Genomic DNA, 15,939 nt, shown 5'->3' on the forward strand with positions numbered 1-15,939 from the left:
GCTTGGCCGGACAGCGCAACGCGCAAAGTGCGCGCACCGCCCGCCCAACCGCGCCGTGTCAGAAGCGGAAGCCTGCTTCCACGCCGACCTGGCGCAGCCCGCCCGGCGTCAGGAAGGCGCCGCCGAACTCGGGCGCAGGGATCACCTCTTCCAGGTAGCGCTTCTTGAAGAAGTTGTTGACGAAGCCGGTGAGGTGCCAGCCTTCGCCCTTCAGCCCGACGCGCAAGTTTACGATACCATAGGCATCGCGCCGGGTCTGCGAATAGTCCGCCGTGCCAAGCCCGGGATAGAACACGTCGAAAATCGTGCGCCGCGTCTGGTCCTGCACAACATGGAACCACGTCGGCCCGGTCAGGCGGTAGTCCGCGCGGAAGGTGAAACCGACGCTGTCGCTGACCGGCTGGATTACCGAGGCGCCCAGGTTCAGGGTATAGTCGGCCGAGTAGGGCGACTTGTTGCCTTCGGTATCGGGACGCACCGAGTTGGTAATGATCTTGCTGTCGAGGACGTTGCCTCCCGCATCGAGCGTGAAGCCCGGAGCGACCTTCCACACGATGCCCAGTTCCGCCCCCATCAGGCGCACCTTGTCGATATTGGAGACGACGCGCAGGATGCCGAAAGTGCCGGTGTAGAACTCGAAGAACTGCATGTCCTTGACAATGTTGCGATAGACAGCGCCGTTGATCTGCACATCGCCATTGGCCAGACCAATCTTGAAGCCCGCCTCCAGCGCATGGCTAACCTCCTTCTTGTAATCATCCTCGATGGACAGGTTGGAACCAAGAAGGTCGTTGTAGTAGGTGTCGATGAGCGCGGCACTGCCCTGGCTGTTGAAGCCTCCCGCCTTGAAGCCCACGCCATAGTCCAGATAGAGGTTGATGTCGGGCGTGAATGCATAGCGCAAGGTAACCTTGGGCTGGAGCTGCTCGTAGGCCCTCTTCTGAAACTCCAGCGTCCCAACATCGTAGCCCGGATTGATCGAGGCACCTGTGATGGGATCGGTGACATCGGGCACGAGCGGGGAGACGGTGCGCTCCTCGCGATCGAAACGCAGCGCGCCCGACAGGGTGAGGGCTTGCGTGGGGCTCCATTCCAGCGAACCGAAACCGGCATAGACATTGGTCTTGAAGCGGTCGTCGAAGAGCTGCGAGGTCTGGTTGGGCGCACCTGGCGCATTGTAGAGATTGGAATTGACAGGCCCGCCGTCATCCTCGTTGAGCGCGGTAGCGTAATGGCGGTTGATGTAGAGGTAGTAGGCCCCGACCGACCACTGCAGCGGCGCACTTGTGTCCGAGACGAGGCGGATCTCGGCGCTGACATCGCGCTGATCGCGCAAGGTGACCTGGACGCCATCGCAGGCCGTCGGGCTGTAGGCGCCCAGCGTCGAACCGCCCGGCGTCGGCGCAAGGTAGAGCGGCGGCGCCAGAACCACGCCCGCCTCGTAGAGCGCCGCGGTCGATGCGATGCACGCATCCTGCCCATTGAAGCGCCCGAACGAGGCGGCGGTGGTGTCGGCATAGAACGTCTCATCGATATCCGAGAAAGACACCCAGCTCGTCAGCTTCGTCCCATCGAAGGCGTAGTCCGCCTTGAGCGAGCCCTCGATCGTGCGCAGGTTGTCGATCGAGGGCACGTTGCGTTGCCACTCGAAACGCGCGGTGTTCACGTCCTGATAGTATTCCGGGATGCCCAGCGCGCTGGCAAAGTCGGGCATCTCGAAAGCCGCATTGTAGTTAAGCGCGGCGGCCTCGATCTTGTTGAAGCGAAACTTCGCATCGAGGCTCAGCCGGTCCGTCGGCTCGGAGACGAGGCGTCCGCCCACCCCCCAGCCTTCGTACTGGTCGATCGTCTTGCCGCGCGTGCGCGGATCGGGGCCGGTGTTGGTATAGAACCCGTCGGTCGCACGGTACTGGCCGAACAGGACGAAGCCGGTGCTACCCCCAAGAGGACCCGAGATCGAACCTTCCAGAAGCTGACTGTCCTGCGTCGCCCAATAGGCGCGCCCATCGGCCTCGAGTCGGTCCGAGGGCTTCTTCGTCGTCATCACGATCACGCCCGCGGTCGCGCCGCGTCCGTAGTAGGCACCTTGCGGACCCTTCAAGATCTCGAACTGCTGGAGCGCGCCCTGGTACTGGTTGACTGCCGCTGTGTTGGTCTTGAGAATACCGTCAACAACCAGCGCGACGTTATTTTCCGCATCGCGCGCGCCGTTGACACCGCGGATATTGATTTGCGCATCACCGACCTGCGCGGCGTTGGAGACGATCGTAACGCCAGGCGTTGACGCAATCGCCTGTTCGGTCGTCACGATGCCCTTGGCCTCCAGGTCCGCACCGGTCAGCACCGTGACCGAGGCAGGCACGTCGCTCAGGCTCTCGTTCTGGCGGCGTGCGGTGACAGTTATCTGATTGCCGGTCAGTTCTGCTCCCGAAGAGTTAGACTGCGCTGCGACCGGATTGGCTCCGACAACGCCAAGCGCGACACTTGCGTGAAGAATTACCTTCTTGTGCTGCATTTGATGATTTCCCCTGAACCTCAATTACCTTACTTTTCAAACATAATATCGAGTACCCGGCCGGTTCCAGCTCTTGGCGACATCAAAGTGACTACGATTTACATATTTGTACACAAAAATATTCAACTCACTTTCACAACGAAGCTAAGACTTCCCATATAATGGAAATTCTAACGCAATAGCGGCCAGATCACGCGCTCATGTATGGACCGCCCAAACCATTTCGTGTACAGTTTTGGAATGACCTCAAGGAGGAGAGGCGAAAAGCTGCCACCGGCGATCTCTCAGCCCATCCCAGCGGTCCGCAAACGCACTGCACTCCAGGCCCCGGAGCCAAGGAAAACCCCAAGGAAAGGCCCGATCCGCGTGACGGCAAAGTCGATTGAATTCATGGAAGTAGGCCCTCGCGACGGCCTGCAGAACGAAAAAACGCTGGTCTCGACGCAGGACAAGCTCGAACTGGTTCGCCGCGCAATCGATGCGGGCGCCCGCCGTATCGAAGTAACCAGCTTCGTAAACCCGCGCCGCGTACCCCAGATGGCCGATGCGGCCGAGGTCTGCGCCGGACTGCCCGAAGTCGAAGGTATCCTCTACACCGGCCTTGTCATGAATGCGAAGGGCGGCGAGCGCGCCATTGCGACGGGGCGCATCCATGAACTGGGCGCCGTCTGCGTTGCCTCGGACCGCTTCGCCATCGCCAACCAGGGCCAGACCAGCCTCGAATCAGTCGACGCGGCCAAAGGCCTCATCGCGATGGCCCAGGATGCTGGCCTGCGCGGCCAAGCAACCATCGGCGCGGCCTTCGGCTGCCCCTTCGAAGGGGAGATTGCCGAGGAGCACATCATCGAAATGGCCCGCAAACTAGCCGAGGCCGAGCCGGTCGAGATTGCCTTGGCCGACACCATCGGCGTCGCCGATCCGGCCCACGTCTCCCGCCTCGTGCGCGCTGTCAGCGAAGCCATCGGCCCGATTCCCGTGCGCGTCCATTTCCACAACACCCGTGGCACCGGCATTGCCAATGTCTGGTCGGCGGTGGAAGCCGGCGCACGCATCGTCGATGCAGCCCTGGGCGGCCTGGGCGGATGTCCGTTCGCCCCCGGCGCAGCCGGCAACGTCGCCAGCGAGGACGTGGTCTACATGCTCCACCGCGCGGGCGTGGCCACCGGCATGGATCTTGGCAAGCTTGTTGACGCGAACCAGTGGCTGGCCACGGTCATGGAGCGCACCCTGCCCTCCATGGTTGCGCGCGCACCCGGCTTTCCCCGGCCGGTCGAAACGGCCGGGGGCTGAGCATGACCGCCCCGCAAGCTTATCCGACAGGCGACATAAACCTCCGCCTGGCGGATGTTTATGGGCCGGTCATTTTCATATTCCTCGGACATGCGGCCTATTCGCTGGCGCATAGTCTTCGAACAAGGTGAAACACATGACCTACCGCTTGGGTGTCGACGTCGGAGGGACGTTTACCGACCTACTTTTGTTCAACCAGGAAGACGGTTCGTTTTTCCGTCACAAGACGCCGTCGACGCCGCATGACAGTTCGGAAGGTATTCTGAACGGGCTGGGCGCGATTTGCGAGAAGGCGGGGATCACGCCGGCGGATATCGAGTTCTTCCTGCACGGCACGACCGTCGCGACCAACGCCGTGCTTGAGGGCAAGGGCGCGCGCGTGGGGCTCATCACGTCCGAGGGCTATCGCCAGGTCATGCAGATCGCGCGCTCCTTCGTGCCGGGCGGCCTTGCGGGCTGGATCGTGTGGCCCAAGCCCGTGCCGCTGGCAGCCCTGGAAGACACCTTCGAGGTTGCCGGGCGCATGAACGCGCAGGGCGAGGAAGTGCGTGAGATCGACGAGGCACAGATCCGCGAGGTCCTCGCCAGGCTCAAGGATTCGGGCGTCCAGGCGCTCACCGTGTCGCTCATGAACGGCTACCTCAACGGCGCGCACGAGAAGCGCATCGGCGAGCTCGCCGCCGAGATCTGCCCCGAGCTGCCCGTCTCGCTTTCCCACGAAGTCCTGCCCGAGATGCAGGAATACGAGCGCACGCTGACCACCGTTGCCAACGCCGCGGTGCGCCCGGTCGTGGGCAACTACGTGCGCAACCTGCGCTCGAACCTGCGTTCAGGCGGCATGGCCGGCTCGCTCTCGCTGCTGCGCTCGGATGGCGGTCTCATGTCCTCCGAGAAGTCCGAAGAGCATCCCGTCGCGCTGCTCATGTCAGGCCCGGCGGGCGGCGTCACCGGCGCACTGTGGGTCGGCAAGAACGCAGGCATCAAGAACATCCTGACGCTCGACGTGGGCGGCACTTCGACTGACGTCGCGCTCATCGAGAACCTCGAGGCACGCCGCGTGCGTACCACCGAAGTGGGCCACCTCTCGGTGCGCGCCTCCGCGCTCGACGTGAAGACCGTGGGCGCGGGCGGCGGCTCGATCGCCTATGTCCCCGAGCTTACCGGCGCGCTGCGCGTCGGTCCGGAATCGGCTGGCGCCGTCCCGGGCCCGGTGGCCTACAACAAGGGCGGCACGCTGCCGACCGTGACCGACGCCAACGTCGTCCTGGGCTACCTCCCCGAGAACCTGCTCGGCGGCACCTTCAAGCTCGACCGTGAAGGCGCCAAGGCGGCGGTTCAGACCATCGCCGACAAGCTGGGCATCGATGTCATGGAAGCGGCCCGCGGCATCATCGACATCGTCAACGAGAACATGTTCGGCGCGCTGCGCATGATCTCGGTCCAGCAGGGCTACGATCCGCGTCACTTCGCGGTCATGGGCTTTGGCGGGGCGGGTCCGCTCCACGTCAACGCCGTCGCCAAGCTGATGGGCTCCTGGCCTGCCGTCTCGCCGGTGTCCCCAGGCGTGCTGTGCGCGCTGGGCGATGCGACCACGCGCATGCGCACCGAGACCGCGCGTTCGTATTCGAAGTCGTTCTCCAGCACCGAGGAAGCCGACGTTCTCACCCAGCTCGAAGAGATGGCCGCGCAGACCACGAAGGAACTCACCAGCGAGGGCATCTCGGCCAGCGACGTCACCGTCGAGTTCGAACTCGACGTGCGCTACGAAGGCCAGGCCTTCGAAGTGCCGCTTTCCATCGACCCCGAGACCTTCAAGTCGGGCGGCCTTGCTGCGATCATCGAGCGCTTCGATGATGAGCACGAGCGCCTCTTCACCTTCAAGATGGATAGCGAGCACGAGCTGGTGAACCTGCGCGCCGTCGCGCTTGGCCCCGTCCTCGACCTCGAAGCCCAGCGCCTGCCCGAAGGCAACGGCGATCCCATCGAGGCCAAGGTGCGCGACCACCAGCTGTGGGCCGATGGCAAGATGGTCCCCGCCGTGATCTACGACCGTTCCAAGCTCAAAGCGAACGACGTGATCCAGGGTCCGGCCATCGTCACCGAGATGGACTCCACCACGCTCATCGAAGCCGACTGCACCGGCACTGTCGATGCCTACGGCAACATCCTCATCAACCTGAAGTGAGCGAAGGAACTCTCTAATGCCCGCACAGATCATTCAGGCCAACGAAACCCCCTTCGAGAAGATCGAGATCGATCCGGTCACGCTCGAAGTCATCGAGAACGCCCTTCGCAACGCCCGCGTCGAGATGGACGCCACCCTCGTGCGCACCGCCATGTCGCCGGGCATCCGCGAACAGGGGGACGCCTTCCCGCTCATCGCCGACCACAAGGGTCGCATGATCGTGGGTCAGTTCGGCTCCTACATCGGCCCCTTCCTTGAAGGCTATGAAGGCACCGTGGAAGACGGCGACATGATCTTCCTGTCCGACCCCTACTCGGTCGGCGGCGCGATCAGCCACTGCAACGACTGGCTCGTCCTGCTCCCCGTCTTCAAGGACGGCCGCCTCATCGCCTACACCTCGATGTTCGGCCACCAGAGCGACATCGGCGGCATGGTCCCCGGCTCCATGCCGATCCACGCCACCGAGATCTTCCAGGAAGGCGTGCGCATCCCGCCCGTCAAGATCTGGAAGAAGGGCGAGTACAACGAGGACCTCATCAAGCTGGTCATGCACCAGTCGCGCATGCCCGACTGGTGCAAGGCGGACTTGAACGCCCTGATCGCCTCGTGCCGCGTCGCGGCCAACCGCGTGGTCGAAATGGCCGAGCGCTTTGGCGATGACATCTTCGTCTCGGCGACCAACCTGCTGCTCGATCGCAACTACCGCGCCATGCAGCAGCTCATCGAGAGCTCGATCGGCGAGACGCCCGTCTCGTTCGAGGACTACATCTGCGACGATGGCATGGGCTTTGGCCCCTACAAGATCAAGTGCACGATGTGGAAGGAGAACGGCCGCGTCGTTCTCGACTTCGACGGCACCGATCCGCAGAGCCAGGCCTCGATCAACATGCTGCTCAATGAGAACATGATGCGCATGTTCTTCGGCATCTACATGATCATGGTCTTCGATCCGCAGATCCTGTTCAACGATGGCTACTACCCGCTGATCGACATCCGCATCCCCGAAGGCTCGCTCTTGAAGCCCAAGTTCCCGGCCGCGCTCTCGGGCCGTACCCACGTGCTCGGACGCCTGTTCGATATCATGGGCGGCCTGCTTGGCCAGAAGACGCCCGAGTTCCTCAACGCCGCCGGCTTCTCGTCCAGCCCCCACCTGTTCTACGCAGGCCACGACAAGGCGGGCAAGTGGTTCCAGCTCTTCCAGATCGGCTTTGGCGGCATCCCGGGCCGTCCCATGGGCGACGGGCCCGACGGCCACTCGCTGTTCCCCGGCTTCACCAACGTGCCCAACGAGTTCCTCGAGCGCTACTTCCCGCTCGAGATCGTCAAGTACGAGACGGTCGCCGACAGCGGCGGTGCGGGCCTGCACCGCGGCGGCAACGGCATCAACATGGTCTACCGCTTCTATGAGCCGGGCGTCATCGCGATCCACGACGACCGCTGGTTCGTGCCGCCATGGGGCGTCAACGGCGGTCTTCCGGGCAAGCGCGCCAAGAAGATCCTGACCAAGGCCGACGGCACCCAGATCGTGGTCGGCAACAAGCTCGAGGACTACCCCGTCGAAGCCGGCGATGAACTCCAGTTCATCACCTGGGGCGGCGGTGGCTGGGGCGACCCGCTCGAGCGCGACCCCGCCCTCATCCTCACCGAAATCGGCCAGGGCCTCGTCACCGAGACCGGCGCACTCGACTACGGCGTCGTCATCACAAACGGCGCGGTCGACGAAAAGGCCACCGAGAACCTGCGCACCAAAATGCGCGCCGAGCGCGGCGACGTCGAGGTCTTCAACTTCGGCCCCGACATCGAAACACTGCGCAAAAACTGCCTCGAAGAAACCGGCCTACCCGCACCCAAGCAGCCCAGGTGGCGCACAGCGCAAGCGGCTGAGGCAGTGGAGTAAATCATGGAAAATACAGGAGCCCTCAAGGGACTTCGCGTCGTAGAAATGGGCCAGCTCCTTGCTGGCCCGTTCGCCGGACAACTGCTGGGCGACATGGGTGCCGACATCATCAAGGTGGAGCCGCCCGGCAAAGGCGACCCCCTGCGTGTCTGGGGCCAGGGTGAGAAGAAGGTCAGCTGGGAAGTGATCGCGCGCAACAAGCGTGCGGTCTCGGCCAACATGCGTGTGCCCGAAGGACAGAAGCTGGTGCGCGAGCTCATCCGCCATGCCGACATCGTGATCGAGAACTTCCGTCCCGGCACGATGGAAAAGTGGGGGCTTGATCCCAAGCAGCTGCTCGAAGAGCAGCCCGGCCTTATCATCTCGCGCATGTCGGGCTACGGCCAGACCGGCCCCTACTCCTCGCGGGCAGGGTTTGGCGGCATCGGCGAGGCCATGGGTGGCTGGCGCTACATCGTGGGTGAACCCGACCGTGCGCCGAGCCGCATGGGCGTCTCCATCGGTGACACCCTCACCGCCACCTATGGCGTCATGGGCATCCTTGCCGCGCTGCATGTGCGCGACACCACCGGCAAGGGGCAGATCATCGACGCCGCCCTTTACGAAAGCGTCCTGCAGATCACCGAAAGCCTTGTCTCGGAGTACGACAGTTCGGGCTTCATCCGCCAGCGCACCGGCTCGATTCTGCCCGGCATCGCGCCCTCCAACGTCTACTACTGCAGCGACGGCGAATACATGATCGGCGCCAACGCCGATCCCTTGTGGAAGCGCCTTTCGGCGGCCATGGGCAAGCCAGAACTCGGCGATGATCCGCGCTATGCGACCCACCTTGCGCGCGGGGAGAACCAAACCGAACTCGACGAGATGATCGGTGCCTGGACCAAGGGCTACACGGTCGAGGAAATGGATGCGCTGATGACCGAGTATTCGATCCCGGCCGGCCGTGTCTACCGCGCCCCCGAGATGCTAGCCGACCCGCACTTCGCGGCGCGCGAGGCCATCGTCGAAGTCGAAACCGAGACCCACGGCAAGCTCAAGATGCAGAACGCTTTCCCCAAGCTGTCAGCCACGCCCAGCTCGATCCGCCGCCCCGCCCCGTCCAGGGTCGGCCAGCACAACGCCGAAATCTATGGCGAACTGCTGGGGCTCGACGCCGAGGCTATCGCCAGGATGGAAGCCAACGGGATCGTCTGATCTTCAAGGCTTTGCGGACCACAAACGATGGCACGGCGATCCTCGGATTGCCGTGCCATCTTGTTTTCGCCTTCTCCCACCCGATATCGGGGCCCTGGGAAGGAGACGTAGCATGATCTTCAGAACTTCACCCATGGCGCCCACCGCGCTCCTTGCGGCCCTTGCCGCGCTCGGCCTGGCGGCCTGTTCGCCCGAGCCCGCCAAGGACTACACGACCGATGTCGAGGACAAGAGCGGGGGCGAACTGATCGTCACTGACGTCGACGAGACCGGCGTGGATGTAAAGGTGCCCGACACGCCGATGACCAACGTGCCGCCCGAGGACAAGGCGGGCAATTAGGCCAACGCCCTTTCCTCAGGCCAGCAGCGCGACCGAAACCGGGTGGAGCGGAGCGCCTTGCGCCTCGTAGGCAGAGAGGTTGGCAACGGTGGTCTCGGCAATCGCGGTCATGGCCTCGCGCGTGAAGAAGCCCTGGTGGCCGGTGATGAGGACATTGGGAAAGGTCATCAGGCGCACGAAAACATCGTCGCGGATGAACGTGTCGGAAAGGTTCTCGAAGAAGAGATCGCCCTCCTCCTCGTAGACGTCGAGCCCGACGTTGCCGACCTTGCCACTCTTGAGCCCGGCGATGACCGCGCGGGCGTCCATCACCGCGCCCCGGCTCGTGTTGATGAGCATGACGCCCGGCTTCATGCGCGCGATCGCGCCGCGCCCGATGAGGTGATGAGTGGCGGGCGTGAGCGGACAATGGAGGCTGATAATGTCGCAGCGTCCCAAGAGGTCATCGAACGAGGTGTATTCGCCGCCCAGCTGCGCCAGCTCGGGGTTCGGCGCCGGATCGCTTGCGAGCACCTCGCAGCCAAAGCCCTTGAGGATACGCGCAACATTGAGGCCAATTCGCCCGGTCCCGACGATCCCGGCGGTCCTTCCCCGCATGTCGAAGCCGAGCAGCCCGTCGAGCGCGAAGTTGCCCTCACGCACCCGTGCATAGGCTTTGTGGATGCGCCGGTTGAGCGCGAGCATAAGCGCGACGGCGTGCTCTGCAATGGCGTCGGGTGAATAGGCGGGCACCCGCGCCAGTGCGATCTTGAGCCGGGCCGCAGCCTCTAGGTCCACATTGTTGAAACCTGAACAGCGCAGCGCGACAAGGCGAATGCCATGACGTGCCAGAATCTCCAGTTCGGGCTTTCCCAGCGCGTCGTTGACGAAGGCGCAGACCGCTTCGAATCCGTGTGCGAAATGAGCCGAATGGGTGGTCAGTCGGGTGTCGAAGAAAGTAAGCTCGTGCGGACTTCCGGACAGGCGATTGGCCTCTTCCAGGAATGTCCGATCGTACGCACGCGTGCTGAAGACGACGACCTTCATGCCTTATCCTCCCCGAGGTCCGAGAACCGCTGCCGGTGCAATCATTCGTAACATCCGTGCTGCATTGCACAAGGCCCGAGGGAGCGATAGGCTCGCCCCGCGCCCGGACCGGGCACGCCATCGCGCAGGGGGACAAGGGTCTTGCTCGAAGCGAAAATTCCCGAAGATCGGGGCTGGCACGCCCTCGATCCCGACACTGTCGCCGCCGATCTGGGAGTGGGCCGCGCCGGGCTCTCCGGGGCCGAGGCCGCAAGCCGCCTGGAGCGCTACGGACCCAATCTTCTTCCGCGCGTAAAGCCCCCGCATACGCTCATGCGCTTTGCCGCGCAGTTCAACAACGCGCTCATATATTTCCTGCTGGCTTCGGCGACGGCGGCCTTCGTGCTTGATCACGCCATCGATGCCGGTGTCATCCTTGCCGTTGTCCTCATCAACGCGTTCGTGGGCGTGATCCAGGAGGGCAAGGCCGAGAAGGCGCTGGCGGGCATGGAGAACCTTGTCGGAGAAGAGGCCCATGTCATGCGCGACGGACGCCGCCAGCCGGTCCCTGCCGGCACCCTGGTGCCGGGCGACACGGTCCTTGTCGAAGCGGGCGACCGGGTGCCCGCCGACCTTCGCATCGTGCGCGCCCGTGCGCTTTCGATAGAGGAAGCGGCCCTGACCGGAGAATCGGTCGCCGCCGACAAGCAGGAGGAGGCCGTCGATCCCGATGCGCCCCTGGCCGAGCGCACGTCGATGGCCTATTCGGGCACGCTTGTCGTGCGCGGGCAGGCGACGGGCCTCGTCGTTGCCACCGGCGCCACCACGGAAATCGGCAAGATCGGCGCCCTTCTCCAGTCGGTGCCGCGCCTTGTCACCCCGCTCTTGAAGCAGATCGACCAGTTCGGCACACGCCTCACGCTCCTCATCCTTATTGGCAGCGCGGCGCTCTTCGCCTTCTCGGTGACGGCCCGCTCCTACCCCTGGGTCGATGCCCTCATTGCCGTTGTCGCGCTGGCGGTCGGCGCAATCCCGGAAGGCCTGCCCGCCGTCATCACCATCACGCTGGCTATCGGCGTCCAGCGCATGGCGCGGCGCAAGGCGGTAATCCGCAAGCTCCCGGCCGTCGAGACCTTGGGCGCGACATCGGTCATCTGCAGCGACAAGACCGGCACGCTCACCCGCAACGCGATGACCGTGACCCGCCTCTTCACGCCTTCGGGGGAGTGGCAGGTCTCGGGAAGCGGATATGCCCCGGAAGGCGTGATCGAGCCGAGAGATAGAGATGGCAACACCGAGACCACCCCTCCGGGCAATATCCTGCACTGCGGCGCGCTGTGCAACGATGCCCGCCTGCACCACGAAAATGATACCTGGAGCGTGGTGGGCGATCCCATGGAAGGCGCGCTTCTCGCGCTGGCGGGCAAGGCCGGTCTCGACACCGCCGAAATCCACACCCACTGGGCCCGCTTGGACGAAATCCCCTTCGATGCGGCCTACCGCCTGATGGCTACGCTGGTGCGCAGCCCCGAGGGCGAGGCTATCGCCTTCGTCAAGGGCGCGCCGGAGGCCGTCCTCGCGCTGGGCGCGGCAGGCACCGATTTCGAGCGCTGGCACGGCATCACCCGCCAGGCCGCCGCGCAAGGCGAGCGCATCCTGGCATTTGCGGCCATCACGCTTGCGCCCGGCACCACGCGCCTGCGCTTCGAGGACCTGCAGGGCGCGCGCATCCTGGGTCTCATGGCCTTCGTCGACCCCCCACGCGAGGAAGCCCGCATCGCCATCGGCGAATGCCGCTCCGCCGGTATCGCGGTCAAGATGATCACCGGCGACCATGCCGCAACGGCCGTGGCCATTGCCCGCCAGCTCGAGATCGAGGAGGAACCGCGCGCGCTCACCGGCGCGCAGATCGAGGCCATGAGCGATGACGAACTGCGCCGCGAGGTGCCCGAAGTCGCCGTCTTCGCCCGCGCCAGTCCCGAGCACAAGCTGCGCATCATGCGCGCCCTGCAATCGCACGGCCAGATCGTCGCAATGACTGGCGACGGGGTCAATGATGCGCCCTCGCTGCGTCAGGCCGATGTCGGCACTGCCATGGGCGCCAGCGGCACGCAGGCCGCGCGCGAAGCCTCGGAAATGGTGCTTCTCGACGACAACTTCGCCTCCATCGTTGCGGCCGTGCGCGAGGGCCGCACCGTCTATGACAATATCCGCAAGGTCATCGCCTGGACACTGCCCACCAACGGCGGCGAGATCATCGCCGTCGTATTGGCGATCATCCTCGACCTTGCCCTGCCGATGACAGCGACGCAGATCCTGTGGATCAACCTCATCACCTCGGTCACGCTGGGCCTCGTGCTCGCCTTCGAACCCTCCGAGCCGGGCATCATGGAGCGTGCGCCGCGCGCCAAGGACAGTCCCTTGCTGTCCGGCTTCATCGTGTGGCGCGTGGGCCTTGTCTCGCTGCTTTTCGCCGTGGCTCTGCTGGGCGTCTACTTCTCTGCCCTGCGCACGGGGACGGACATCGCGACAACCCGCACGATGGTCGTCAACATGCTAGTGATCGCGGAGATCTTCTACCTCTTCAACGTGCGCTACATGCACGTCCAGTCCCTCAGCTGGCGCGGGATCCTGGGCACGCGTGCGGTGCTCGTCGCGGTGGGCACGGTTTCGCTCGCACAAGTGTGCTTCACCTACCTCCCGCCCTTCCAGGCGGTGTTCGCAACCCGCCCGCTCAGCTTCGCGCAAGGGGCCTCGATCATCGCGATTGGCGCCGTGATCTTCATCGTCCTGGAACTGGAGAAAGTGCTGGTCCGACGCCTTGGCTGGTTTGCCGAACTCGACTAACCTACGCCCTAGCCAGCACGGCTTGCAGATCGTTCACGGGTTGCGCGGAATGAAAATCTGTGTCCTTCTGGATCGTAGCGCATGCCCGTGCGTTCCAGTTGATGCGCGATTTTACGCGCAGGGCTCCAGATACGCGACACGAGAGGGAGGGCAGTGGCAGTGCACACGGCGCTTGGCGAACACGGCATGATCGGCGACACGCGCTCGAGCGCCCTTGTCGACCGGACCGGCACAATCACTCGGCTGACTTGGCACGTGCCGGGCGCGGCGGCCCCGCTCCACGCCCAAGACATGCGCCCGGGCGGCGTTTCGGCGATTCACCTCGAGGATGCGCAGCCGCTTGCGCAAAGTTACCGCGCGGGCACGACTATTCTCGATACCTATTTCGCAGGACCCACCGGCGCCCTCAAGCTGACCGACTTCATGCCCGTCGCCCTGCCCGCCCCCGGCACGGAAGACGACGCAGGCGACGGTATCCGGGACGGCGCACGCATCGTGCGCTTCCTGACCTGCACACGCGGCACCATGGCGGGTCGCCTCATCCTCAACCTCGATGGGCAGGCGCGCGCGCCTGAGCAACTCGCCGCGAACCTGTGGTCGGTGCCGCTGGGCGAGATCACGCTGCGCCTTGAAGGGGCGCTCGACATCGCGGTGAGCGGGAGCCGCCTTGCCATGCCCTTCACGCTGAAGGCCGGAGAACAGGCACACTTGGCACTGTCCTGCGATGCAGGACCCCAGGCCGAGCAGGTCCGCAGCGTCTCGGCGGCCCGCAAGGCGCTGGCGCAATGCGACGCCTTCTGGCGCGCCGAGGGCGCTCCCGCCCAAGGTGCAGGCTCGCCCCAGGCCTGAGTACCAGGCTTACTCGGCCGCGAGGGCTTGTTCGCGCGCGGCTTCGCCTTCGGCAGGGGCCCGGGCGAGGAGCATCTTGATCAACCCAAAGCACATGAACAGCAGCACTACGGCGAAAGGCAGGCCCGTCACGATGGCCGCCGTCTGCAGCGCCTGCAGACCCCCGCCATAAAGCAGCGCCCCGGCAAGAGCACCGATCGAAATCGCCCAGGTCACGCGCGGAACGAAACCAGCCTCGTGATGTCCGCCCGAAGCGATCATCGCTGTCACCAGCGCGCCCGAATCTGCCGATGTCACGAAGAAGGTGGTCACGATGACGACGGCCAGCCCCGACACGATCCCGCTCAGGGGAAAGTTGGCAAGGAAGGCGAAGAGCGCATCGGGCATCGAGGCGTTGACCGCCTCGGACAGCCCCCCGGCTCCGAACAGCTCAATGTGAAGCGCGGTATCGCCAAAGATGGTCAGCCAGGCGAACGTGACGAGGCTGGGAACGATAAGCACGCCGGAAATGAATTCGCGCACCGTGCGGCCATAGGAAATGCGCGCAATGAAGATGCCCACGAAGGGCGACCAGCTCACCCACCAGGCATAGTAGAACATCGTCCAGCTGCTCTGCCAGTCCTCGTCGGTATAGCTCTCGGTCCAGGTCGAGAGATAGATGAAACGCTGGAAGTAGTAGCCCAGGTTCTGGATGAAACTGTCAAGCAGGTAGACCGTCGGGCCGACCACGAAGACGAAGAGCGCCAGGAGCAGCGCCAGCCCCATGTTGAGCTCGGACAGGCGCTTGATCCCCGCATCGAGACCCATCGCGACGGATAGCGTGGCCAGCGCGGTCACGACGACAATGATGATGGCCCGGACCACTCCCCCCTCGGGCGCGCCGAAAAGGAGGGTAAGCCCGGCATTGATCTGCGAGGCCCCGAAGCCCAACGAGGCCGCCACCCCGCAAACGGTCGCGGTGATCGCCATGATGTCGACCAGATCGACGACCGGCGTCGGTATGCGCGGAAATGCTGCGCGCAGGAAGGTTCCCAGGTTGAGCGGCAGCTTGCGGTTGTAGGCAATGTAGGCGAGGCCCAGGCCGATGATCGCGTAGATCGACCAGGCATGCAGACCCCAGTGCAGGTAGGTGAGCCCCATGGCATGCTGCGCATTGCGCGCGAGGCCCTGGGGCAGCGTGGCACCAGGATCGGAGAACGAGGAAATCGGCGGGTTGGAGAAGTGCATGATCGGCTCGGCCACGCCGTAAAACAGGAGCCCGATCCCCATGCCCGCACTGAACAGCATCGCAAACCAGCTGGTCGCGCTGTAGGTCGGCTTCGCATCCGCTCCGCCAAGGCGGACTTGCCCGACCCGCGATATCGCGAGAAACCCGCTTGCGACCAGCATGACATTGGCCGTCGCCACGAAAAGCCAGCCGAAATTGTGCGTCGCAAAAGCCTGGATAGCCTCGAAACGGGCCGTTGCGACATCCGTATCGTAGAGCGCGAAGACTATAAGCGCGCCGATGGCCGCAATTGCACCAAAGAACACACTCGGTTTAAAATCCGCAATCGGATTGGATACATTGCTGCCTTGACTTGCCACCCGGACGACACCCCCAACGCTGAAATAAGTTTTACTTAGCCTCTAAAAAATAGAGTAAATAATAATCACAATAGCGAATTGAATATCATATCAAAATTCGCGTTGTCGAATTGAATTTATCATATCCTCAAGCCGCCTCGCCACCTGTCTACAGGCCGTGTGGTGATTATGCAACAACTGCTGAGAACATGTGACTTTTCTCAAGCGCAAGGGTTGGCATGTAGACGTTG

Annotated in this window: 10 protein-coding genes; 7 read left to right on the forward strand and 3 right to left on the reverse strand. The window is 64.0% G+C overall.

Translation table 11 applies throughout. From position 1 onward, the window contains the following. Positions 1–58 precede the first annotated feature (58 nt). The gene (locus FMM79_RS06900; protein WP_148626769.1) at positions 59–2,515 is read right to left on the reverse strand and encodes a TonB-dependent receptor; all 2,457 of its coding nucleotides are present in this window, start codon (positions 2,513–2,515) and stop codon (positions 59–61) included. A gap of 366 nt (positions 2,516–2,881) precedes the next feature. Here FMM79_RS06900 and FMM79_RS06905 point away from each other — a divergent pair, with 366 nt between their 5' ends. The 5 genes from FMM79_RS06905 (at position 2,882) to FMM79_RS06925 (ending at position 9,421) form a co-directional block, all read left to right on the forward strand. After that, positions 2,882–3,805 carry a hydroxymethylglutaryl-CoA lyase gene (locus FMM79_RS06905; RefSeq protein ID WP_256376781.1) on the forward strand — a complete coding sequence of 308 codons (924 nt, stop codon included), beginning with the start codon at positions 2,882–2,884 and terminating at the stop codon, positions 3,803–3,805. A gap of 136 nt (positions 3,806–3,941) precedes the next feature. Beyond that, a complete protein-coding gene (locus FMM79_RS06910) occupies positions 3,942–5,990 on the forward strand; it encodes a hydantoinase/oxoprolinase family protein (RefSeq protein ID WP_148626680.1) in 2,049 nt (682 codons plus the stop codon). 16 nt (positions 5,991–6,006) lie between these two features. Next, a complete protein-coding gene (locus FMM79_RS06915; RefSeq protein ID WP_148626771.1) occupies positions 6,007–7,887 on the forward strand; it encodes a hydantoinase B/oxoprolinase family protein in 1,881 nt (626 codons plus the stop codon). Positions 7,888–7,890: 3 nt separating this feature from the next. After that, positions 7,891–9,081 (forward strand): CaiB/BaiF CoA-transferase family protein, encoded by a 1,191-nt coding sequence (locus tag FMM79_RS06920; RefSeq protein ID WP_148626772.1) that lies wholly within the window; start codon positions 7,891–7,893, stop codon positions 9,079–9,081. A gap of 112 nt (positions 9,082–9,193) precedes the next feature. Further along, positions 9,194–9,421, forward strand: coding sequence for a hypothetical protein (locus tag FMM79_RS06925; RefSeq protein ID WP_148626773.1), 228 nt, complete (start codon positions 9,194–9,196; stop codon positions 9,419–9,421). A gap of 15 nt (positions 9,422–9,436) precedes the next feature. Here FMM79_RS06925 and FMM79_RS06930 read toward each other — a convergent pair whose 3' ends face one another. Then, on the reverse strand, positions 9,437–10,447 hold the full coding sequence (locus FMM79_RS06930) for a 2-hydroxyacid dehydrogenase (RefSeq protein WP_148626774.1): 1,011 nt from the start codon (positions 10,445–10,447) through the stop codon (positions 9,437–9,439). 141 nt (positions 10,448–10,588) lie between these two features. On the opposite strand from FMM79_RS06930, the gene FMM79_RS06935 reads away from it, so the two are divergent. Then, complete coding sequence (locus FMM79_RS06935) at positions 10,589–13,273, forward strand: HAD-IC family P-type ATPase (protein ID WP_148626775.1); 2,685 nt, start codon at positions 10,589–10,591, stop codon at positions 13,271–13,273. A 153-nt stretch (positions 13,274–13,426) separates the two neighbouring features. Next, positions 13,427–14,122 carry a trehalase-like domain-containing protein gene (locus FMM79_RS06940; RefSeq protein WP_148626776.1) on the forward strand — a complete coding sequence of 232 codons (696 nt, stop codon included), beginning with the start codon at positions 13,427–13,429 and terminating at the stop codon, positions 14,120–14,122. Between the two features lie 9 nt (positions 14,123–14,131). Here FMM79_RS06940 and FMM79_RS06945 read toward each other — a convergent pair whose 3' ends face one another. Further along, positions 14,132–15,655 carry a BCCT family transporter gene (locus FMM79_RS06945; RefSeq protein ID WP_240339026.1) on the reverse strand — a complete coding sequence of 508 codons (1,524 nt, stop codon included), beginning with the start codon at positions 15,653–15,655 and terminating at the stop codon, positions 14,132–14,134. Positions 15,656–15,939 lie beyond the last annotated feature (284 nt).

The sequence above is a fragment of the Novosphingobium sp. BW1 genome (genome assembly GCF_008107685.1).
Classification (GTDB): domain Bacteria; phylum Pseudomonadota; class Alphaproteobacteria; order Sphingomonadales; family Sphingomonadaceae; genus Novosphingobium.

Excerpts from the sequence above, each read along its gene's own strand:
- FMM79_RS06925 (WP_148626773.1), top strand. The coding sequence starts at position 9,194 with ATGATCTTCAGAACTTCACCCATGGCGCCCACCGCGCTCCTTGCGGCC.
- FMM79_RS06900 (WP_148626769.1), bottom strand. The coding sequence starts at position 2,515 with ATGCAGCACAAGAAGGTAATTCTTCACGCAAGTGTCGCGCTTGGCGTT.
- FMM79_RS06920 (WP_148626772.1), top strand. The coding sequence starts at position 7,891 with ATGGAAAATACAGGAGCCCTCAAGGGACTTCGCGTCGTAGAAATGGGC.
- FMM79_RS06915 (WP_148626771.1), top strand. The coding sequence starts at position 6,007 with ATGCCCGCACAGATCATTCAGGCCAACGAAACCCCCTTCGAGAAGATC.
- FMM79_RS06930 (WP_148626774.1), bottom strand. The coding sequence starts at position 10,447 with ATGAAGGTCGTCGTCTTCAGCACGCGTGCGTACGATCGGACATTCCTG.
- FMM79_RS06910 (WP_148626680.1), top strand. The coding sequence starts at position 3,942 with ATGACCTACCGCTTGGGTGTCGACGTCGGAGGGACGTTTACCGACCTA.